This window comes from Enterococcus sp. AZ063 (assembly GCF_051715045.1).
GTDB classification, from domain to species: domain Bacteria; phylum Bacillota; class Bacilli; order Lactobacillales; family Enterococcaceae; genus Enterococcus_D; species Enterococcus_D casseliflavus.
Genome location: NZ_JBIOTA010000001.1, coordinates 1098754 through 1120633, shown reverse-complemented (window position 1 = coordinate 1120633; position 21880 = coordinate 1098754). Strand labels below are relative to the sequence as shown.

28 protein-coding genes are annotated in these 21880 nt (G+C 35.2%); 1 reads left to right on the top strand and 27 read right to left on the bottom strand.

Features of this window, described 5'->3' with window-relative positions; all coding sequences use genetic code 11:
• Positions 1-8 precede the first annotated feature (8 nt).
• The 24 genes from IGK61_RS05170 to IGK61_RS05055 form a co-directional block, all read right to left on the bottom strand.
• Entirely contained in the window at positions 9-2777 is a 2769-nt protein-coding gene (locus tag IGK61_RS05170; protein ID WP_438844748.1) for a phage tail spike protein, read from the bottom strand.
• On the bottom strand, positions 2774-3523 hold the full coding sequence (locus tag IGK61_RS05165; RefSeq protein WP_438844747.1) for a phage tail protein: 750 nt from the start codon (positions 3521-3523) through the stop codon (positions 2774-2776). Before IGK61_RS05165 ends, IGK61_RS05170 begins: the two co-directional genes overlap by 4 nt.
• Before the next feature lie 5 nt (positions 3524-3528).
• Entirely contained in the window at positions 3529-6051 is a 2523-nt protein-coding gene (locus IGK61_RS05160) for a phage tail tape measure protein (RefSeq protein WP_438844746.1), read from the bottom strand.
• 18 nt (positions 6052-6069) lie between these two features.
• The gene (locus tag IGK61_RS05155) at positions 6070-6273 is read right to left on the bottom strand and encodes a hypothetical protein (protein WP_438844745.1); all 204 of its coding nucleotides are present in this window, start codon (positions 6271-6273) and stop codon (positions 6070-6072) included.
• Positions 6274-6281: 8 nt separating this feature from the next.
• Entirely contained in the window at positions 6282-6644 is a 363-nt protein-coding gene (locus IGK61_RS05150) for a hypothetical protein (RefSeq protein WP_438844744.1), read from the bottom strand.
• Positions 6645-6646: 2 nt separating this feature from the next.
• The gene (locus IGK61_RS05145) at positions 6647-7246 is read right to left on the bottom strand and encodes a major tail protein (RefSeq protein ID WP_438844743.1); all 600 of its coding nucleotides are present in this window, start codon (positions 7244-7246) and stop codon (positions 6647-6649) included.
• Positions 7247-7263: 17 nt separating this feature from the next.
• Entirely contained in the window at positions 7264-7581 is a 318-nt protein-coding gene (locus IGK61_RS05140; RefSeq protein WP_438844742.1) for a hypothetical protein, read from the bottom strand.
• Positions 7578-7961, bottom strand: coding sequence for an HK97 gp10 family phage protein (locus IGK61_RS05135; protein WP_438844741.1), 384 nt, complete (start codon positions 7959-7961; stop codon positions 7578-7580). The genes IGK61_RS05140 and IGK61_RS05135 overlap by 4 nt, the downstream gene beginning before the upstream one ends.
• On the bottom strand, positions 7954-8274 hold the full coding sequence (locus IGK61_RS05130) for a phage head closure protein (protein ID WP_438844740.1): 321 nt from the start codon (positions 8272-8274) through the stop codon (positions 7954-7956). Before IGK61_RS05130 ends, IGK61_RS05135 begins: the two co-directional genes overlap by 8 nt.
• Before the next feature lie 2 nt (positions 8275-8276).
• Positions 8277-8543, bottom strand: a complete 267-nt coding sequence (locus tag IGK61_RS05125; protein ID WP_438844739.1) for a hypothetical protein — start codon at positions 8541-8543, stop codon at positions 8277-8279.
• A 10-nt stretch (positions 8544-8553) separates the two neighbouring features.
• Positions 8554-8715, bottom strand: a complete 162-nt coding sequence (locus IGK61_RS05120; protein ID WP_438844738.1) for a HeH/LEM domain-containing protein — start codon at positions 8713-8715, stop codon at positions 8554-8556.
• A 2-nt stretch (positions 8716-8717) separates the two neighbouring features.
• A complete protein-coding gene (locus tag IGK61_RS05115) occupies positions 8718-9986 on the bottom strand; it encodes a phage major capsid protein (protein ID WP_438844737.1) in 1269 nt (422 codons plus the stop codon).
• 12 nt (positions 9987-9998) lie between these two features.
• On the bottom strand, positions 9999-10571 hold the full coding sequence (locus IGK61_RS05110) for an HK97 family phage prohead protease (RefSeq protein WP_438844736.1): 573 nt from the start codon (positions 10569-10571) through the stop codon (positions 9999-10001).
• Positions 10568-11770 (bottom strand): phage portal protein, encoded by a 1203-nt coding sequence (locus tag IGK61_RS05105; protein ID WP_438844735.1) that lies wholly within the window; start codon positions 11768-11770, stop codon positions 10568-10570. The genes IGK61_RS05110 and IGK61_RS05105 overlap by 4 nt, the downstream gene beginning before the upstream one ends.
• 21 nt (positions 11771-11791) lie before the next feature.
• Positions 11792-13579 (bottom strand): terminase large subunit, encoded by a 1788-nt coding sequence (locus IGK61_RS05100; protein WP_438844734.1) that lies wholly within the window; start codon positions 13577-13579, stop codon positions 11792-11794.
• A gap of 4 nt (positions 13580-13583) precedes the next feature.
• Positions 13584-13943: a P27 family phage terminase small subunit gene (locus IGK61_RS05095; protein ID WP_438844733.1), complete on the bottom strand. Its 360-nt coding sequence runs from the start codon at positions 13941-13943 to the stop codon at positions 13584-13586.
• Between the two features lie 188 nt (positions 13944-14131).
• Positions 14132-14449 (bottom strand): HNH endonuclease, encoded by a 318-nt coding sequence (locus IGK61_RS05090; RefSeq protein WP_438844732.1) that lies wholly within the window; start codon positions 14447-14449, stop codon positions 14132-14134.
• A complete protein-coding gene (locus IGK61_RS05085) occupies positions 14449-14775 on the bottom strand; it encodes a hypothetical protein (RefSeq protein WP_438844731.1) in 327 nt (108 codons plus the stop codon). The genes IGK61_RS05090 and IGK61_RS05085 overlap by 1 nt, the downstream gene beginning before the upstream one ends.
• A 195-nt stretch (positions 14776-14970) precedes the next feature.
• On the bottom strand, positions 14971-15054 hold the full coding sequence (locus IGK61_RS05080; protein ID WP_438844975.1) for a putative holin-like toxin: 84 nt from the start codon (positions 15052-15054) through the stop codon (positions 14971-14973).
• A 610-nt stretch (positions 15055-15664) separates the two neighbouring features.
• Positions 15665-16069: an ArpU family phage packaging/lysis transcriptional regulator gene (locus IGK61_RS05075; RefSeq protein ID WP_438844730.1), complete on the bottom strand. Its 405-nt coding sequence runs from the start codon at positions 16067-16069 to the stop codon at positions 15665-15667.
• A gap of 844 nt (positions 16070-16913) precedes the next feature.
• Complete coding sequence (locus IGK61_RS05070) at positions 16914-17678, bottom strand: phage antirepressor KilAC domain-containing protein (protein WP_438844729.1); 765 nt, start codon at positions 17676-17678, stop codon at positions 16914-16916.
• A 197-nt stretch (positions 17679-17875) separates the two neighbouring features.
• Complete coding sequence (locus IGK61_RS05065; protein ID WP_438844728.1) at positions 17876-18472, bottom strand: DUF5052 family protein; 597 nt, start codon at positions 18470-18472, stop codon at positions 17876-17878.
• Between the two features lie 239 nt (positions 18473-18711).
• Complete coding sequence (locus tag IGK61_RS05060; protein WP_438844727.1) at positions 18712-18873, bottom strand: hypothetical protein; 162 nt, start codon at positions 18871-18873, stop codon at positions 18712-18714.
• Entirely contained in the window at positions 18873-19232 is a 360-nt protein-coding gene (locus IGK61_RS05055) for a hypothetical protein (protein ID WP_438844726.1), read from the bottom strand. Before IGK61_RS05055 ends, IGK61_RS05060 begins: the two co-directional genes overlap by 1 nt.
• 466 nt (positions 19233-19698) lie before the next feature.
• Here IGK61_RS05055 and IGK61_RS05050 point away from each other — a divergent pair, with 466 nt between their 5' ends.
• Complete coding sequence (locus IGK61_RS05050; protein WP_438844725.1) at positions 19699-20094, top strand: hypothetical protein; 396 nt, start codon at positions 19699-19701, stop codon at positions 20092-20094.
• Positions 20095-20355: 261 nt separating this feature from the next.
• Here the strand turns inward: IGK61_RS05050 and IGK61_RS05045 are convergent, their stop codons facing one another.
• From IGK61_RS05045 to IGK61_RS05035, 3 genes are all read right to left on the bottom strand, one after another.
• Complete coding sequence (locus IGK61_RS05045) at positions 20356-20550, bottom strand: hypothetical protein (protein WP_438844724.1); 195 nt, start codon at positions 20548-20550, stop codon at positions 20356-20358.
• A 569-nt stretch (positions 20551-21119) separates the two neighbouring features.
• The gene (locus IGK61_RS05040; protein WP_438844723.1) at positions 21120-21353 is read right to left on the bottom strand and encodes a hypothetical protein; all 234 of its coding nucleotides are present in this window, start codon (positions 21351-21353) and stop codon (positions 21120-21122) included.
• 330 nt (positions 21354-21683) lie between these two features.
• Positions 21684-21878 carry a hypothetical protein gene (locus IGK61_RS05035; protein ID WP_438844722.1) on the bottom strand — a complete coding sequence of 65 codons (195 nt, stop codon included), beginning with the start codon at positions 21876-21878 and terminating at the stop codon, positions 21684-21686.
• Positions 21879-21880 lie beyond the last annotated feature (2 nt).

The following is a 21880-nucleotide window of genomic DNA, read 5'->3' as shown; positions in this document are numbered from 1 at the left end:
TCCTTACTTCACTTAGGCGGTATGACAATAGATGAAATTTGACTTGTTCCAAGATATTCTCGGTCAAACCGTTCAATGATTTGTCCTTTTTCAGTATTTTGTTCATAAGTTAAAATACGTCCATTTTCTAGTCCTCGAATAACTCCTGTGTGTCCATAAGTAGTATCTGTATACCACCCGCCCCAATAAACACCACGAGTTATATTGATAATAGCTCCGACTGCTAATTGTTCATAAGTAGGATTTAAAATAACTTTCCAGCCAACTGCTGACCAGTCATAAGCAATCCCAATATCAGCGGCTGCAGAAGTATTCCCGATAACATGAGTCAAACCATACTTAGTACCGGCTCCAAGCCCACATCCGCCTAAATAACCTGAATACTCAGCTGCTGCTGCATAACATTGTCCGTTTCCTATACGCCTTCCAATAAGGCTGTCCAGATGTTTCAATCCTTCTTCTCCAACTAATTGACTTGCTTTCAAGCCATGAAGCTTATTGTACCAATATCTAGCATATCCTTGGCGTTCTGGATGAGCCGCGGCAGGTCTTTCAAAATTCAACTCGAATGCTGTTGCGGCTTGTTCTACATTCGTGATTGCTTTAAACCCAGCTACTGTCGTTGGAGCTACTTTTCCAATCCACTGTCCGTTATACATACACCATTCAATTAATTTTGCTTGTGCTAATGACGTTGTGTAGTCTTCTTTGATACCTGCCGCTGCCATTAAGCGTTGGACGTATTCACGACCATCATAGGTTGGAGCACCAACCAACGGATAAGCGGACCCATCCCACTGAACCCAACCATAAGCAGGACCACCAACTTGAGCGGTGTCAGGATTCATCGATGGTCCAACTTCACCTTGGATATTCCCCAAGACACCTGCAGCTGCTTCCTCAGAATAGCCATTATTTAAAGCAAAGCTCCACCAATCCCAAGCAAACTTTTCAGCATCGGTAGTAAGTTCAGGAGGATAACCGCCTGTTCCTGTTCCGCCTCCTGTGGAAGGCCCCCCACCTTGACCAGCAACAACTTTTTGACCATTGATAGTTAGGTCACCTTGTATATCCATGTCACCTCGATAAACAGCTTTGCCATTACCGAGTAAAGTGAAACCATATCCAGTCTTTGAGGAAATCAATATATATTTTCCATCTCCATTAGTTCTGATAACTAATGAATTTTCTTCTAAAGGAGTGGGCGTTACAGCATCGGGGAAAGGATTTCCAGCTGAATCTGTAGTTCCTATAATCCCAATATTCACTCCTGATTTATTCCAAAATTCCATACCTCTTTTGGTTAACTGCATAATCTTCTGATTGTTATTTCTAATTTCTAACAAACCATCTACTAACCTGAGTACATCCCCGGTTTTGTTGAACGAATTCTCAAAAACATCTGCTTGAATGATTCCTGTTTTGATAAATTTGGCATTGAACTTTCCATCTAGAGTCCATGCTGTTTCAAAAGGACCTTGCCATCCTTTTGAGGAAAATCCAATTCCGCTTTTATTTATCCTTAACACCTGTTTTGCTTCATCTAATTTAGGATAGTCACAAAAAAACAAATCAGTCGGTCTGTTTTTAGGCCACCAAATAACATGCCCTCCATCATTTCCAGAAATAATAGATGTTACAACATCAATAAAGTTACTTGCATATTGCTTACCAGTGAATCCTTTCAATGTTTCGGAAATTTCTTGCTTTTGCTTTTCAAAAAAAGTATATTTTGTATCCCCAGCTTCTAAAGATTCTACACGTTCGCTCAACGAATCAAATACAACTTTTGTAATTTGTGCTGTAATCTTTATATTGAAACGTTCATGGTAAACGTCAAAGGTATCGAACAAACCTACCTCACGAAACTTTTTGAACTTTTTAGCTAAAGCTGAGTCTTCCATTTTTCGAATATTCAGCTCAATTGATATATTCGGTTGGTCACAATTAGGATTCATAGAACTAAAATATTTTTTCGATACTTCATTTAAACTTTTTGTATCTGTGACACCTTGTTCTTCTGTAAATTGGATATATTCCGAATAAATCTCACCATCGAATTTATCGATATTTGGTGAATCTACTGGATTGCCATAGATTCGTTCTGTTTCTCCTTCGTTATTTTGTATATCAGCATATGGGAAAATACGAGTTAGCAAGCCGTCAAAATTTGTTTCAACTTTCAAGCCTGTTAAATTCTTGCGATATCTAAATGTTGTAACATGGTCTCGTCCTCGACGATTTAATAATGATAAACGAAATGGCTCATGTTTTATTTCTCCACCAAAAATTTGATTTAGCGAACCATCTACTCCCTTTATACACTGCAAAGGATTTGTTACTTCAATGCATGTAGAACCCACATGAGTGATATCACTAAATAACATAATGTCACTCGCTTGATCCATTGCCTTTTCTAAATAATTCATCGCTTCTTGACCAGTTGCACGTTCGAATTCTAGCTTTTTCACTGCTCTATTTCCTAATTTCATCGTTCTAGATTTTCCGTAAACGTACAATAGACCTGTTGCTAAATCTTTGTAATGGTTATAAATATAAAAAACGTGAAAATCATCAATTGCATTGGGCTTGCATTTAACTTGATAATTGTGGTCTTCTAATTCACTACTAAATTTGGCAGTAATCGGAAAGACCATTTCAACGGTGTAACTACCATTCGCTTCTTCGGTTACCAAGCATTTTTTACAGTCAGATAAAACCCCGATACCTCCAGAAGAAAAATCTGTATCCGTTGGACCATATAAAACTGGTTTCATACTTTAGTCTGCCACCTCGGTTCAACTACAATTTTTTTCACATTATTACTCCAAGTAATACGATTTTCTCCTGCATCAAAATAAGGATAAATTTGATTGCTTAATAACTTCTTATGTTCGTTCACTAAAATCCCATCAACCTCCCGATAAGTTTCCATTACATCAGGATCGGAATCGATAATAATATCAGAAGTAACATCAGAAAATTTTGTTTCCCTACCATTGATTGATACTGTTAAATTTCCAGAGCCATAAATTTTTATTTTAGGATAAGCAGGATATCTTTCAGGGTTATATACAGAATCTTGACTTTCTAACACAATAGGATTCATACCGAGAATATTCTTTTTGAATGGTGCAATGCTTAAATCAAATGAAAAAGGAACTCCCCTTAACGTATGGAAAGTCCCTTCGAAATTAGGTTCATTTATTACAATCACTTGGTAAACGTAGCTAGGATCCCAATAAGGAACAAAATCTACGTATTCTCCTCTTGTATCCAAAGCCTCAGTAATCACGTCTTCATAATGTTGAACATGTTCTAAAGTAGGTGATAAGTAAAAACAATTCAACGTCTGTTCGATATTCGTATAATATCCTGCATCATTCACAGCTAATTTATTTAATCCTGACACTTCTTCTAAAGTGAACATTCTTTTTGCTTTCTTTTTTGGGGGGCGTTCGCAGATAAAGGCATTGAATTCCTCACTCCAACGATTTCCGAGTTTAAACCATCCATCTCTCATTCCTATCACCCACTAAAAACATTTCTATTTTTTATATCCACAAATTTATAGGTCAAATATTCTGCAATTTGATCCAATGTCTCTTTTGGTAAATTCCCGTAAGCTGTTAAATGTAAATGAATTTCATCACTTACTTGTTGTTTAGATAAACTTTTATCTACCGCTGTTTGGATATAGCCCATTAACTTATCTAACGGTGCGACAGCTTCTTTTCCAGCTTCACCGCCACCTAACAACTTATTTCCAGAAGCGCCAAAGATTGTTGGCTTAGTTAAAATCCCTCCATCAGCAAACCATTTCACATCAATACCTGATGGATAAGAAATATTTTTACCAAATATCTTTTTCGAACTCCATTTCAAATCAAAATGAGGCATTGGTGGTAGTTCAATTTTTGGAAATTTTAACCTTAAAGATTTAAAAATATTTTTTACAGCATTTACTTTGTCCTCGAAAGAACCAAATAAAAAGCTAGTAACTGTCTTAACTGAAGAAGATAAGATTTTAAATGCCGAATCAGCAGGGTCTGAAAAACGTGCCCAAAATTCAGTCCACCATTTCTGTAGCCTATCCCATTGTTTTGAGAACCATTCTGTTATTGAACCCCAATTTTTTATCACAGCAATTACTCCTGCAATAATTCCTGTTACAGCAATAAGTGCTAAAGTGACTGGTCCGCCTAATATTCCTACTAAAGCAGTTAATGCACCTGTAACTCCAGCTAAAATTCCTACTATTGTTCCTACACCTAAAAAAGCCGCTATAAAAATTTTAACTGGCCCTGGTAAATTTTGAAAGCTTTTAAGAATTTCTGTTAATCCTAATAATAATGGTTGCAATGCAAGAGCTAACTCTTCTCCTATTGGTACTAATGCTAGCTTTAAATCATTCCATGCACCTTGCATTTTTTGACTAGTCGTTGTCGTATCTTCATTTAATTTATCTGCTGTTCCTTGAACATCCTCATAACCACCTTTAACACTCATTAGAGAAGTTAATACTTTTAGACTATTATCTTCTCCTAGAGCACTCCAGACAGTGGAAGCTAAAGATAATGCCTCAGTTTTATTCTCCATCTCACCTAAATCAGTAAGAAGTGACTGGATAACTTCTGCTTGAGAAGCTCCACCATTTTTAAATGATTCAAACAATTCTTTTGATTTTTGAGAGAATGAATCAATATTTTCTTCCATTCTCCCATCTGTTAAAGAAATTCCTATTTCCTTAACAACATCATTTACTTTATCTAAGTTGTACGCTCCATTTCGAGTACCATTTTCTAAAATCTGAAAAGTTTCAGAAGCAGTGAAGCCCATTTGAGCCCATAATTGAGAATACTCTGCCATATTATCGCCAACTTCATCTGCCCATGTACTTCCATTTCTTTGAAGTGCTACTGTAATCATGTCTAAGGCGTGCTTTCCAGTAATTCCATAGTTTTCTTGCATTGCTGCAACACCACGAATTGTTTCTTTTAAATCTACTTCAAAAGTATTTTCTAATACTTTGGCATCTTGAACTAACTGACTTAAATCTTGATTGCTCATATCCCCAAGATTTTTAGACACTAAAGCAACGGCATCTGCTGCTTCTGACATATCCTCAAATAAACCACTACGAAAAACATCTGTTAATGCTTGTTCGTATTTTTTAGCAGATGCCGTGCCTGCTACACCCATAGAAGCGTTTAATTTCTTTTGAGCATCTTCTACTTCTGTAAAAGCTTCAATTGTTTTTCCAGCCATATCTTTGGCTTTATCAGACATACCGCTTAAAGCTTCTCCTGCATCTAACAAATTTCCTTTACCTATTTTGTCATCGACTTCTTCTAAAGTATCACCAATTTTATCCAATGCATCATCAGCTTTATTGGCATCACTTTTTAAGCCGTTCAAATCGGAAGAAATTTTTTGTACAGAATTTCCATCATCAATAGTATCCAAAGTTTGTTTCATCCTATTGATATCTGCAGTTTGACCTAATGCCGCTCTACCAATTTTGTTCAATGCATCTTCAAGCTGTGAGGAGTTTGCCTTACCTTCTTTGATTGCTGATGTTAGGCGTGTGCCTAAGATATCTGTAAAATCATCAATATCCGTACCAGTAGATTCAAAAAGAGTAGATAAACGCTGTGTATTTTGAGCTAATTTTTCTTGCTCAACTTTCATATTTGATAGTTGACCTTCAAATCCTTTTAAAGCACCTTCAGTGGCTTCAATTTCTCGTTTAAATTTCCGATATTGTTCCTCACCAATTTCTCCAGATTTAAATTGCCTTTCTACATCAACTTGAGCGCCTTTCAACGCTTCCAACTTATTAGTGGTTAATTCGATTTGCCGAGAAAGTAATTCTTGCTTCTGTGAGAGTAATTCAACGTTATTAGGATTGAGTTTTAACAAACGTTCTACATCTTTCAATTCTTTTGATACATTTGTCGACTGATTAACAATATCTTTCAGCCCAGATGTTACGCCTTTAGTATCTGCATCAAGCGCAATCGTAATGCCCGAAATTTTCTTTTTAGCCATATTATCCCCACCGCCTTTCTAAAATGCATCAAAGTCTGCTTGTGTTGCTTTTCTAGTCATAGATTTAGAAGATGTTTTTTCTTGATGATTATCGATCCATTCTTGGACAAAATCCAAACATGCACCGATTTCCATTAACTGCATTTCTTCATTAGACAAGCCCACTTGTTTACATATAAAAAGAAATGACTCCGTTGTGAGTGTTTCATCACTAGAAGCCATTTCGTCATTTACTTTTTTTTTGTTTGAATACTATGTGAAATCAATTCTTGTAGCTCGCCCGCAAATTCTGATAATGGTAAGGCATCTAACCCTTCTAGCCAAGTAATCGGTTCAGGAATATCGGGATTAGCAGCTTTGGCATACGTCCATACAAAGTTATAAAGCAGTGTTAACTCTACCCTTTTTAAATCATCGTATGAAATCTTACTTAAATCGAACGTACCATCATCCTTTTGATTATCCAAAGCCTTAGCTAAAGTCAATAAATCTGCAAAAAAATCACTACCAAACTGCATTTTGTAACGCAATGGAGTCGCTGCATTGGAAGCTAACCGAATTTTATTGTTACCAGCTGTAATTGTTTTTTCCATAATTAACTAGCTGCTCCTTTTTCATATACTTTAGTAAACCATTTATCGTACACAGTTGATGGCGTGTCAGGTCTTGTTTTAGTTTTAACTGCTTTGTCAGATGGACGAGGTCCAGCACTAAAAGTCAGTTCCGATGTATTAGGATCGCCTGAATCTTTCGTAGTTGATCCAATACTTGGACGGTTAGCTGTACAATAATACAATACATGACGAGTCGCTGTTTTATCCCCTTCAAATTGGAACATCAACGCAAAAGGCGAGGTTTCAGCATTTGCATACTCTGTTTGTACTTTATCTGTATCATCTACTTTTTCTCCTAAAATCTCTACCGCAAACTCTTCGGGGATTCTGGCACATGTATACGTACCATCGTATCCTTGATTGTTTGGCGAAGTATAATAATCTACATTATCTGCTTTAAACTTAATCAAATCTCCCGAAGGTTCTATTGAAAGTTCTACAGCCCCCGGAAATCGCACAGGCGTATCATATGTAATTTCCCCTGTTTCTGGATTTAATGTTGCTTTAGCATAGTAAACATTTTCCAATCCAAATTCTACTCGATTTTTTTCAGCACTTGCAGTTCTTGCTTTCTGCGCCATTTTATTCACCTCTTGTTTTATATAGTAATTTCATATGCTTTTAAATACATCTGTTCAGATGACAAATAAGTTTCATAAGATTCAAAAGGAAGCTTTGCTTTAATAAACAGTTCTTCTAGTCGATTTTCTTCTCGAATATTTTTTGTATTTGTATACAGCTCCACGACAAAATCAGTTTTTTTACAATAGACCGTATTATCTGCAAGAAAATTGCTAGTAGACTTTTCATAATATAGCAAATACGGTAACTCCGGAACTTGCCCCGGTTGCCATTCCCGATAAGAAATTGGTAAATTCATTTTATCCAATAAACTTTTCAATTCTGGCAGTTTCATCGATTTAATCTCCTAATCAGTTCTTTTTCCAAAGAAATAATTGCTTTTTCTTCTGCTTTTTCAATATGCGGTATTGCACTTACATTTCCGATTGACCGACCACCTCTTTTTAATGCGTGTCCATTTTCCAATAAATGGGTTAAGCGATAGGTAGGATCATTTTGGTAAATAATCTGCTGTGTAACACTTTGTTTTTTCTTTCGCCAATTTTTTGCGTATTTTCCTGAACGTTTTGGACTAGTTTGTTTTAATTCTTGGAGAGTCTCTTTCGCTACTACTTCAGTAGCTTCGCCAGTTGCTATTTCAACTTCCTTTGTATAATTTTTAACAGTCTTGGCAATTTCTTTGGATAATTCACTAATGTGAATTGTATTAGACATTCGCATCACCCAGAGTCAAACGACAGACTATCTCTAACTCTTCATAATTTCTTTGATAGGTTCGGATAATTTTATATTTATTCCCATCAAATTTGAGATAGTTCTCTCCGTAGTACTCATAAGGATGGATAATAAACAGATGGATATTTTCAATACCATTTTGTCCAGCTTGATAAAATTCACCACGACTAACATTCTCTTTACAAGCCATTACGGTATTACTCTTATATTTTGGTACTTGATTTCCCACTTCATCACTTGTAAAACCGTCATTTTTTAAAAGGACGATATCTAAATCCCATGTTTTATCCATTTTTATCCCTCCTTCATTGAAAGTACTAAATTATGCAACCGAAATTGTAAATTTCTTGGAATACTTCCTTCGCCTCTTGAACGATAACGCCAAGCAGAATAATCAATAACAAACATAATATGATGATCATTATTCATATCAAGTGCAATTCCTTGTTCTAATTTTAGTTCAGTTATTACACTGTCAACTACTGACAGCAAGTAATCATCTCGCTTATCTGTCATAATACCTAAATTCATTTTCAATAAATCTAGTACTTGAATATTCATAAAAAATCACCTAAGGAAAAAGAGGAAACTCAGCTGTTTCCTCTAATAATTTTAGTAATTCTTTTTTGCTACTATTTGTCTTATAACTAATTTGTTTTTCGTCAAGAATTTGTTTTATTTCTGGAATTGTCAAATTTTGATAATTACTTTGTGCCAGTCTTGACTCTGGCATTATTACTCCCCCGCTGTATCTAATGTCACTTCCACAAAAGCCTCAGGAATTACCGGTTTTCCATCGTAACGTCCTAATCCACGCACTGCGGTCTGATCTTCTCGGAATTTGTAGTGTCCAGACATATCCACTCGAACTGATTCACGCTCTACTAAAGTATATTTGTCAAATACACCAAACAAAATTTTATCTTGAGGCAAATAATTATTAAAGACTACTTTCAAACCTAAGAAATTAGGCTGCGCTAAATTAGGCAATTGAACTACATCTACTCCATTAGCGTTAACATGCAATGTTAATGTTGCAATTCGATTGTAGTAAGTTTGACGATGCATAACCGCTACAATCTCACCAGTTGCATCCTCCCCGGTATCAATTAATCCTAGAACAGGAATAAGTTCTTCATAGGTTGGCTTTTTCGTAACTTTATTTCCACCGGGGATTTTAGGAAGAATTCCATCGGGCTGTTTATCATTTTTACCAGTACCAGCAACAATTGCTTTATCCAATCCTTTCGCAATCGAGCGAGCAATTCGTTTCGTTAAATAATCATCTAAATTGATAATAGAGTCTTCCAACAAAGAATTATCAATATAAACAACACGTCCAATTTTAAATCCATCAAATTCGACAGCAGATAGTTCTGAATCATCGGTTTCTGGTAATGCACCTCTCATTTCTAACCATGTCGCTTCGCTCGTATCTACATCTAAAATGAGTTTTACACGTCCTTTAGCAACAACTTTATCAACTAATGGATATAGTGTAGTAAAATCACCAATACGTTCGCGAATACGATTGACAATGATATCTGGAATAATTAATTCCGCGCCGCTTGGTCCATCGGGTAAAACTTGTCCATTTGCACGCATTTGTAATCTTTCACGCAGTTCATTATAAAATTCTTTTACATCTGAACGTTCATGATAATCTGTATTGTTTTTTGCTCTGGTAATTTGTTTTTCTGCCATATTTCTTTCCTCTCCCTTATTTGAAGGTTTCTTTTCATTCAATTGGGTTAATTCATCTTCCAACGAATTAATCTCTTCTTCTAATTCTTGGACTTGCTGATCATGAGGCTCTTTTTCCTCATTAAATTTATTCACTTCATCTTCAACTACCTGTTGTTCCTCCTCTGTTTCAGCTTCTTCGATGGCGGCTTCTAAATCCTTTTCTCGCTTTTGGAATTCAGCATCTTTCTCCCTTAATGAAGAAAGTAGTTCTTTTTTACTAGTAATTTTTCTTTGTAGCATAATTTGTTTTAATGCCATGATAAGTTCCTCCTATTTCTTTAATTGACCTAATGTTTTTTTTCGCCATTGTGCTAATTGTTTTTCACGATATTGTTCTAATTGCTTATGTCTAGCTTGTACCCCAGTATCTTCATAGGCAGGGAATGTCACCACCGAAACTTCATGGAGATCAATTTCTTTTAACAGCCATTTAACGGTTCCATCTTCTCTCCAATCAGTTTCTTCATTCAAAATATTAAAACCAAATGAACATTGGTCCACATCTCCACGTTTCACACGTTCGTATAAATTCAAAGCATCTGAATCATTTTCATTAATAGTAATTTGTCCCCACAAACCTCTAGAATCGACACTTAGTTTTAAAGTTCCTGACTTGTTTCGTCCTAAAACTAAAGTCGTCTCATGATTTGTCAAAGCGCGGATATCATTACTCAAAGACCCATTAAATGCCTCTGACGATATTTCTTCAAAAGCTCCCGGCCAAAGCTCTGTTTCCTGATTAAAGACAGCAAAATATCCTTCAATGATTTTTTCCCCTGAAGTTTCTTCTCTGGTAGAAAAATTAGTTGCCATGGAACGTGTTTGATTTTCTTTTACAGTCAATCAGAATCACCACCCTTCAATTTTTTTTGTTCACCTATCATTCCTTGTGGAATGAAGTTTTCTAAAATAATCAACTCATCCAAGCCAGATTTAGGAGAATCTCCAATCATATTCAATACATCATTTCCCGTATAAATTCCTCTGATATACAGATTCATTCCTATCTCTGCTAATTCTTTCGTATCATAAGCCATCAAACTCTTAGAATTACACTTGAAATACCAGTTAGGATTTTCAAGAAGTCCTTTTGTCAAGGTTTGTTGAAAAATATCTGCGATTGCTTTAATTCTTGTACGCACAAAGTTGTTGTATTCATCCTTGTTAAATGATCCAACTCCTAAAATAAACGATGGAACATCTAATAAAGCTGCAACAGTTTTTTTGTCGAGTTCGACCGATTCATTAATTGCTATATCTTTTAATGACAAAGGCTTGACTTGCTGCACATCTAATAATTCCGCTGGGATAACCCATGGCTCTCCTGGTCTAGATTCTCCCAAATATTTTTCTTTAATTTGGTTTCTTCCCGCTTCACTCGCAAGATTTTCATTCATCGCATCTACTTTAACGATGACATTCGGCATATACTGTCCACTCATAAATGATTTTTTTGTTGCATTGGCTTGACGCAAATTATGAGCAACATCTTTTAGTGGAATTCGATATCCAGTTCCTTTCCACGGCTCTTCTGGGTCCGGATTAATTGCAAAATGTAGAATCTCATCCGGAGAATAAATTGTTGACCCATACTTCACTTGATATCCTTCTTCCAATTCTATAAAACTTACCTTAGAAGGCTTTAGGGGTTTCAATTCATGAATAAGCCCATCTTTCATTTCGGGAAAAACAATGGCATTGCCATCACCGGGAAGTAACATAGAATAAACAATGTTATAAACCCAATTTTTCCTAGTCATATAAGAATAAGGCTCTATATCTATCTTTCTGGATAATTCGTTTTTAATCCGAATATCACCGTTATCTGAGTTTTCCATCAAGTGAATTGTCATTCCCGAAACTAAATCAGCAATTTTTTGACATGCTGTTTTTACTTCGGGATTATCTGATAATCTCGTATACCCGGGAACTAATATCTCTCGCGCAATATCAGACATAAAAAAACCAACCGTAGGATCACTTGAGCCTGATGGTTGGGGTTCCGAACGAATATTGTTTGATTTTCTCTTTTTTTTGGACACTTAAACTCATCCTTCCGTCAATTAGTATTTGCGATTTAACCAATTGGTACCTATATCTCCAATCGCCATATCTTCAAGCATTTGGCAGCAACTAAATACGCTAGCATCAAATAAATCAATCCGTTGTACTCCGCCATCACCATCTAATTTGTCATACTGAATCATATCATCTGTTTTTTCAATCGCTCTCACATTCTGAACACAATATTCATAGGCATCAGAATGCAGATAATAAAACTTTTTATTTTTCACTTTAACCTCGATATGACGGAAGCCTTCTGATTTCTTATAAAAGTATTGTGGTTGATCTTTAATTTTAAATCCTGCTTTTTTCATTTTAAAAAAGAACTCTCGACCAAACTTTTTATCAAAACCAACAAGTTTAATTTTGAAGCCTTTTTGTTTCATCAAAATAAACCAATTCACAATATCATCATGTAAAACGGTAGGCGTGTTACTCATCGTTAACCAACCATCTTCTTTCCAACCAAATAAAGGAATACCATCTTCTTCTGCTTTCTTTACTGCAGCTAATTTCGGGAAAAAAGCATGCGTAATACAAATATCTATTCCTTTATATGAGCCGTATAAAGCACCTGCCGTTAAATCATGTAGTTTTGATAAGTCCGCACCGCCGTACCAAACAATAGGTAATCTTGCTAAATCATCTAATGTCCAATCGTATTGCATGTCGGAGCTTCTAAACTCATTAATATCGAAATAGGCATCCATTGCATTCGTAAAGACATTCAGCGTTTTATTTAAAAACTCTGTTTTTAGTTGTGGTTCATTCATTGCTTGGGAAGCATCATCCAATAACTCTTCCAAGGTAACTGTGACATTAATTGATGGCGTACACATTTCCAAAACTTCAGGGTCATCAATTGTGGTGATTTCTCCTTTACTATTTAGAATGTTCCCTTCTTCATCTTGATCTGCTTTACAAATAAAAATGAAATAAGAGTCATAAGCGGGATCGGTGATTGAACCGTTCAATACCTTCTGCAAAGTTTTTAAACGATTGGCTAAAAAGCCATCGGGAATATCTCCGGCTGTTGAAATACCAATCAATAATTTATTACGATAAGCTTTCATCGCATTCTTCATCAAAGTATATTTTTTGGCACCTGCTCTTTTCCAAGAATGTAATTCATCCAGTACCAGACAATTACAGTTTAAAGAATCTAGTTTATCTTCTTGGTTAGCAATTGCATATATATCGCTTGTACCATCTCCAAAATTAATCGATATAGAATGTTCTTGGTTATTGTCTCGAATTCTTAGCTTTTCAACTTCATCTTTTAGTTCATTAACGTTATCAACAAGAAAATTAAAGCACTCTAAAGTTTGTTTTACAGAATTTGCTACAATATACGCTTTTGATCCTGACCGCCTATCTAGAATACTTTTAGCTTCTGTTAGTGCTGCACTAAAAGCAGTTTTCCCTTGTTTTCGAGGCAAAAAAATAAGCGCTTCTTTAAAACGCCTAATATCTGTTCCTTTCTCAAAAAAGCCAAACAAATTAACACAAACAAATTTCTGCCAATCCGTTAACAATAGTGGTTGTCCTTTGTAACTTACACCATTTTTATCTTCCCCTTGAACATGATGAATTGTTCCTTCAATTAGATTGATGACAAAGTCGAATTGCTCTTGCCTGAAATCAATATCTGTACGTTCTAAATCTTTTAAAAACCGCTCACACGCTAATCTCCTATCTAAATTAGCCAACACTTTTAAACCAACGATTGACTTTGCATAATTTAAAGCTATTTTAAAATGCTTAGAAGTAATTTTCGATAAATCCATCTAATCACATCTTTTGTTGTTCTAAGAGTTTAGCAAAAGCTGATTTCTCTTTTTTTGGAACTTCTACTTCTGCTTGATAGGTTCTAGCATTTAACATCAATCTATCCGAATAGGTACCTATATCTTTCCGAAGGTTTTCTAAACTTGCTAAAATCGGGGATTTTTTTCCACCACTCTTTTCGGTTTCCAAAATGATCTCATAACCTTGTCTTTCAAATTCACGACTTAGGTAGTTATACTGATAAACCATGTCAGAATAAACTTCAATAATTTGATTGTACTGCGGCTTATATGTTCCTAACTCTTTCATATATTTAATTGTCCGCTTTTTTATACTTTCTCGTTTCGGAATATTTTTAGTCAAGTTCTCACCTCCTCGAAAAATATAGTAGTGCGCAATAAAAGGCTTTTTTATGCACAGTTTTGACTATTAAAAACAATGCTAAACATTGATAGATAAACACTTTTCATGCAGAAAAAATTTTTTTCAAAAAGTCCTCGCTATTGGAAAGAGTTCCACTAACCGTTTCTCCAAGGCTTTTTTGGATTTTTCTATTGAGGGGGGGATTGTTCTCTCCATCTATCAAATTCTTTTCTTCTTTTTCTTTGCCAATATATTCCTTGACCAATAATTGAATCATTTTCACGATCGTGAAACGAGTTATGCATTTTATTTGTTAATGGCAATAAATTCCAGTCCACTAATGCTAATTCAGGATATTGCTTTCTTGGATAAATATGATGTACCATTTCTGCTTTGACATTGATGCCATATCGTTTGCTTTCTTGGCATTCGTATTCATATTTTCTAAGAATTACAGATTTCTTTTTCAGCCATTTTTTGCTTTTATAAAATGAATCGTTCGACATTACATTACGTCATCCTTATAATTCTTTTTTAAAACAGCAGCTCCCATATGTTCATAATAATCAACTTGTTTCTTCAGATTAGGCAGTGTTCTAGAAATCAAGCTGATAATTAACTCTGAATTCTCGCCAAGAGTTTCTGCTATTTCTACATGACAATAATTTCCATTCCAAACAGGTTTTATCTCATTGACTATTTCATTACCAATCGCATCTTTAACTATGTTCTTGGACCAATATCTGCTATTTTCATCTTCAATCGCTTTGTATACTTTAGCCATCATCGGTGCAACTTCAATAGTAAGGATTGCTTCGTAAAAATTATCCATCCAATACACTCCTATCGAATTAAAATAAAAAAGACCGCCGAAGCGATCTTGATTGATTTTCTATTTTCACATGATATAATAAACATAGAAAAAGGACGTGCTGCAAACACGCCCTAAGTAAAACCGTTAAAAAGACGGTGGCTTTTAGATAATTTATTTTTTTAAACCATCTTACTCGCCAAAGTAAAAGATGGTTTATTTTTTATTATTGTCATCTTTGATAGCCAAGACTAACATTGCAAAAGCAATCATCAGGCTTAACACTTCAAAAGTTGACAACTCAGGCTCTTCTTTCTCTAAACTTGATACTTACACACATAAGCACCACCTCCTAGAAATGGATTGCCACCATCTTTTCACTTTTCTACAAAATATATTGTATCGAAACTTTCTTTCTCAGACTAGATTAAATTGTACCAAACTGCCTAGCCAATCTGGCACGTATATAACAATACTAGGTTGCTCGCCGTTTCCTGTTTCCGCAGGTGGCTTATGTAACAAGTTTTCGCTGACTGGCAGTCGGGATAACTATGAACCCTATGTCACTGGCAAGGAATCGAACCTTGCACCGTTTTGATAGCCGTACATCAGGGCAGGTCTATCACTTCTGCCCGCTTATAGCGTATACCCTTTCCGCCACAGTGACATAAGAAAAGACGGCGAATGAAGATAAGGAGCGTATCAACTCCTTTATTGTAATTTGCCGCCATTTGTCAAAGAAGAATAAGCGATAAGAAGATTGCCTCCTTTCGGTTGATGGAATATTGTGAGTAGTCCAATCACCGACCACCTACTCTTTCGACACTATCATAATAACACGTGAAAACGGACAATTTGCGCCAAATCTACGCCAAAAACGCCATATTTGCGCCATTTACGCCAAAATTTTTCAGCGATAAGCAACTATTCCAAATACATCCGCAAACTCCAACAAAGCCTCCGACTTCATCCGATTCAGTGTGCGAGTTGCTACACCGAGATTATCCGCAATTTCATCGTTTGTGAGAACATCTTTTACACAGTATGTATAATATAACACCTGCCTACTCATTAACCCCAACCGACTTAACGCATATTCAATCGCTTGGATTTTTTCTTTTATTTCAATATGTTGGATCATTGCATCTTCTACTCTATTTCCATGTTTCGGGGCTTTAGGCATATCATTAAAAAACGGAGAACGGATATCGATAGGACTTCGTCCTGCCTTACGCTCCAATCCACGATACTGCTTTAAAATAGCCATTGCATTTGCCTTTGTCTGCTTGATATTAGCCTCTTGTATCATTCCCAATCACTCCAAAATATGTTATAATTAGAAAAGACATGTTGATACAATACTCTATTTAAAGGCAGCCAGTGGTCGGCTGTCTGTTTTTTTATTAAATAATCTTGACAACTAACGTTGATTTATTATTATAGAATCAAAAGCTAGAGCATCTACGTTTATAAAAAATCCTTACTATAGCAAAATACTTTCTAGCTTTTATCGAACCCTCTGCATTCTAAGAGACCAGATCACTTTCTTTAGAGGGTTCGTTTTTTTGTTATTTTAGACACAAAAATTAGAATGAATTTTACCTTAGTATTATTGACAATTATTAAGAATTTATTATCATAAAATCAAAGGCTAAATGTTTTTACAAATTAAAGAATACAAAATATCTTTAGGGCGCTCAACATTTAGTCTTTATTCGAACCTTCTATCATCCTAACCCGTTTCATTCCTATAGAAGGTTCGTTTATTGTTATTTAGTACTTTTCTAAAAAATATTGACACTCCTTTAAAATTTATTATTATAAAATTGAAGGCTAAATTTCCAACAAGCAACAAAGTATCCAAGCAGATTTTTTCAGAATGTACCTTCAATCTTTATTTAGCCTTCTTCGAACCTTCTACTCGTTTTGCGTAAAAGCATGTTGGTCACTCTCTGGTAGAAGGTTCGTTTTCATCCCAATATAAAATAACATTGACAATTAAACAAAACGTATTATTCTAGAAAAAAAGGCTATTTTTTTCGCAGTGCACAAAACTAAAGTATTTTTCCTTTTCCATCAAAATCAATTGGCTAGCCTTTTTTTGAACCTTCCAAGGCAATGTCACCCGTTTATTTTCCCTTGCCTAGAAGGTTCTTTTTTTATGCTGTTTCCCACAAATCCATCTGAGGATAATAGCCTTCTTTTTTCAGTGAATCGTAGATAAACAATCTTCCTTTTTGTGTCCACTTGGTACTCATCACAATTTTCTTGGTTCCGTCAGTCTGGACAATTTCGCTTGTATGAGATTTTGTGTATCCACAATTCATGTGCTTCTTGTAAAGTAACCACTGACCGCCTACTTTTCGCTGTATACCTAATTGATGCAATAGCTTATTCAATTTAACTGCTGACATCCCATAATCCGCTGCAATCTGTGAGGTAGTCACTGCATCTTTCGATGCTAAAATCGTGTCAAGATAAATGATTTTCGGTTCATATTCAGCGACTTTTTGTTCCGCAATTAATCGTTTCGTTCGTTCCTCTTTCAGTTTCGTAGCTACTTCAATCAACAAATCAGGATTTTCAAGTATTTCATTTTTAGCATACATACCGTGTTTTCTGATTTGTGGCAGCACTTCGCTTGTGACCCAACGCTTGAACTTCCTTGCATTTAGAAGTTTTGATTTTAAGATTAAGCTGTATAGTCCGGATTCATTGATTATGGTGGCAACTTGTTCTCCTGAGGGGGTAACGATTCGTTCCCCCCTTTTATCTTCATTGTCGACATGATCTTTAAGTGCTTTACTCGTGTTTTTATAACCAAGAATTTCAGCTACATCTTTCCCTACAAAATATGGCTCATCATTCACTAAAATCGTTCTTACTTGACTGTCTTCAAAACTAAAAATTTGTGGTGTTTCCATTTGATGTCTTCTCCTTCTTTAGATGTTTACTACTCAAAGTACTATTTACTGGGAGCAATTTTGCTCCCAGCTGATTTGTCTTCCTTTTTTAGATATTTACTGCTGATTGTCCCATTCATTTGGGCTTTCTCTAATAATTTCCGCTTTTTCTTCTTGATTTTTGATTTCGTCTTCCCCAAATCAACTCTTCCTCTCTTTTAATTAATCAAATCCAAATCGTATACAGTGTAATCACACCGATAAACAAACAAATATTTACCATCAATCAAGAATCCGGTGCTCTTTGGCACATCTGTTTTATAAAGAGAAACATTGTTTCCAGCATACGTTGCAAGCGGAGTACCGTTTTGACTTCGTATAAGGATTACTTTCTCTTTACCTGTAAAGGAATTTCGAAAGTCATTTACCAAAGAATTGACAATTGGAACTCCACGCTGCATATTTTGCAGATTCACTGTTTTAGCAAAATCATCAAAGACATTTTGCAAGCCTCGTTCTGCGACTATCATTGATGATCCTACATGGTGTATTTCTTTATCTCCTATAGTGACTTGGATGACTGCAGAATCAGCACTTTCAAAATCACTATCAAATGTAGAATCACGTTCAATCATTATTGATTTCCCAATAACTTTATCAATCATTTGGCTTTCTTCGTCATATGTCTGAATTACCATCTCTAAGCCTTTGAAGCTTTCCTCGAACCCTTTAAACCACATTGACATATCTTGGCACCCTGCTAAAGCAATCAGTCCTACCAATGAAAATGCCAATAGCAAAAATCTTTTTTTCATGAATTATCTTCCCTCTCATCTATTTTCTTACCTAAAACTACGCCAACAAACATCAGCGCTATAAACGCTGCAACTCCTAACACTGCAACTGTCATTTTCAGACCCCCTTTTTTGCTACCGCTAACGATTGCGGAAATATTTCAACTTATTTTTCTGTTTCCAAAGTTCTTCCCACTTGTCCATATTTTGAGTTACATAGTAATGATATTTCATTCTTAAACGGAGCCAGTAATAGCGGATCATTCCTCATCATCCTGTTCTACCTCATCTGGTAAAGCCATCAATGACTCCCCAAACAAACTACGATAAATCAATTCATCATCTTCAGTCCATTCTTGAGCGAATTCCCCAGCTTTTAAGTTCGCCCATGATTTGATAATTTCTAGTTGCTTCTTATTCATCATTCTTCCTCCTGTTCCTGTGCCCATCGAGAATATTCTCGAAGAATTTCAATTTGTTCATCATTGGTCAAATTTTCGATTGCTTGAGACAATCTCTCCGTAAAACTATCTCGTGTATGGTAGTAATACATCATGAAAATATTCCGCATTGCATCGTGATCGCCGTTGCAATCATAATTTAGTTTCAACCACTCCAACACAATCTGCTGGTTCTCGTTGAGTTTCGGTTGGTCTACCATCCTCACAGTGTGTGTGCCGCCATATGAACGATATCCACTGATTTCAATATTTCCTTTTGATCGCTTAGCACTTTCAAATTCTCCCCAAGCTTTGCCTTGGATGATTAATTTTCCATTCACGTTCATCCCTCGCTTTCTGCTTATTTGTCCTCTTATATTTTTTTAATATATGTGATACCCTTTATATGAAAGGTGGTTTATAAAATGTGGACGTTCCTTGACAAATTCAACTTGCTTACTGGCTTTTTTTTGTTTTTTATTACTCTAATCAATTTCTGTTTTACGTGGCGGATTAATAGAAAAATTAATAGTGCAGTTGATTTACAACGTTTGAAATTAGACAAAGAACAAATACTCGGTACTCTCGACTCCATAACTCGAAAATTGGAAGTTGACGAACGTATTTCTAAAGAAAGCAAGACGAGAATACTTATAGTACTCACAGATCTCCGAGCTAGTTATCCCGATATAGTTAAAATCCATAAAAATAAATTGTTAAAAAGACTAGAAACAGATAAATTGAACTATATAGAAACTATAGAACAACTAAAACGACTAATGACAGAAATAGAAAGGATTGTCTGAAATGGAAAAATCAGAATTAGTTATTAACAAACTCTTAGAACAAACTGCTAAAGATAACAAGCGATGGTATAGTTACGGCTCTTTTCCAGATGATAAAACAATGCCCTATTATGATCACCAACACCTTGTTATGGAGGAATCTTATCTATATTCTCCTGACAGCATTTCGGAAGATGGCTCTTTTTTTCTAGCTACTTTCAAAAAAATGGATTCTAAAAATAACAGATTGGACACAAAACTGTTATTAGGTTTCAAAAAAAGCGATAAACATTTTATAACAATCTCCACCAATCAAAGAAAATTATTCGAACTAAAAGCACTGATCGAGTATGAAGAACCCTCTAAAGATTTGTCTATATCTGATATTCTTGATACATTTCTTAACGATGAAAACTAATATCATTTTCTTTTAACCATTTTAAAATAGACGGATTCATTAACACGTCTATTTTTTTTACGCCTGCATATTTTTTAAATAATCGTAAATTATAAATTATTTGGATGATTTGAATCATTATTGAAAATACTAATATCAAACTTAAGCCTAATTTGATCACATTCATTCCTCACTTTCAATTCTTCCAAATCCTTCTCAGCGTACTTTCTATTCCCATGCCATTTCGTGATAAATTCGTGGTCATTTGTTTCTAACGCTTTTTCAATCGCAAGTCACTAGGATAACTGTTTCATCTACAAAATCACCTTCGTCGTCTATCATGCCTTGTTGGATATCAATTCCTGTGATTTTCTTAAAGAATCCATCGTTCGGACTTTTAACTTTTATCATTACCTCATTGTCGCCAAAATCCTCTTTTAAAGATTTAATTTCGTTCATCACTTCTGTTGCATCCATAATTTATTCTCCTTTCGGTTGTAAAAACCACCTATTTTGGTACCTAGTAAACACCCACAGCTTTCCCGTAGCAGTAGTCGTCACACGCTTGATACCCCATCTGCCATTTGTCAATAAGGTCCAATCTCTTCCCACAATTCACACAATACAAATATCCGTCAGTGCTAAACCCTGATTTAATCAACCACTTCTTGATAAATTTCTTTTTTTGTCTTTTATTCACTCGTTTTCCCCTTCCAATCTCACCGTCATTAGTTTGCTATTTCGTCGGATAGCTGACTTATATAAATTTGATTTTAATATTTAAAACAAAATAAGATATAATCTCTATAAGGAGGTTCTATCATGGATTACTTATACATTGTTCTTAGTTTCTTAACTTCATTCGGAATTGTTCTACTAATTTGTTCATTTTGGAAAGATTTTAAAACGCTAAATTCTTTTCAAAAAATATCGCTTATAATTGTTTATATAGCAGGATTAAGCCCAATGATAGTTGGAACTATTCAAGGATTCCTATCAAAGTAGCAGTTTATACTGCTACTTCATTTTGGTGGATAGTAGAATAATTATGATAACCAAATTTCTTTGTATCGCCTTGATCCTTCTTCAACATATTCATCTATAAATTGAATATCTTCAGCTTCAAAATACTTCAAAAAATCGGAACGTCTCAAATTAAATTCTTGTATCAATTCTGCCCCAGCACCATTTCCATAATGTTCTATATCGAGTGACATAGCATCTCTCATTGCCGAAAAATACCCCTCGTCAAAATGTTGCTGTTCTTTTTTTGATCTCATAAATACATTCCTTTCTAGTTTTATATATCTGTCACTTAAATACAGTTAAATACGTCAATTCGTATTCTAAAATATAGTTCTCTTCTTTGTTTGTTAAGGTGACGTGCCTACATTTATTTTTAAAACCGTAGTGTTTAGAATCAACTGAGCAGCCTAGCTCAATAGCTTGTTTAACTAATTTATTAAGCCGTGATTCTGCTAATTCATAGTTAGCATACAAAAACGGATATCTAAGTTGTGGAGAATTCGTTTCTACAGCCCAAACAATTATGTGCTTCTCCATACCTTTCTCACCTACGCTCCATTTAGTAATGTATGTCTGTCGCTTACTTACTCACAAGTAACTAAAATGACTACTTCATCGATAAAGTTTCCATCTTCGTCTTCCATTCCTTGCTGAATGCTAATGTCGGTAATCTGCTTAAAAAATCCGTTGTCAGAGCCTTGTGCGTTTATCACTACTTCGACGTCTCCGAAAACCTCTTTGAGACTATTAACTTTATTTACTACTTCCGATGCGTCCATGA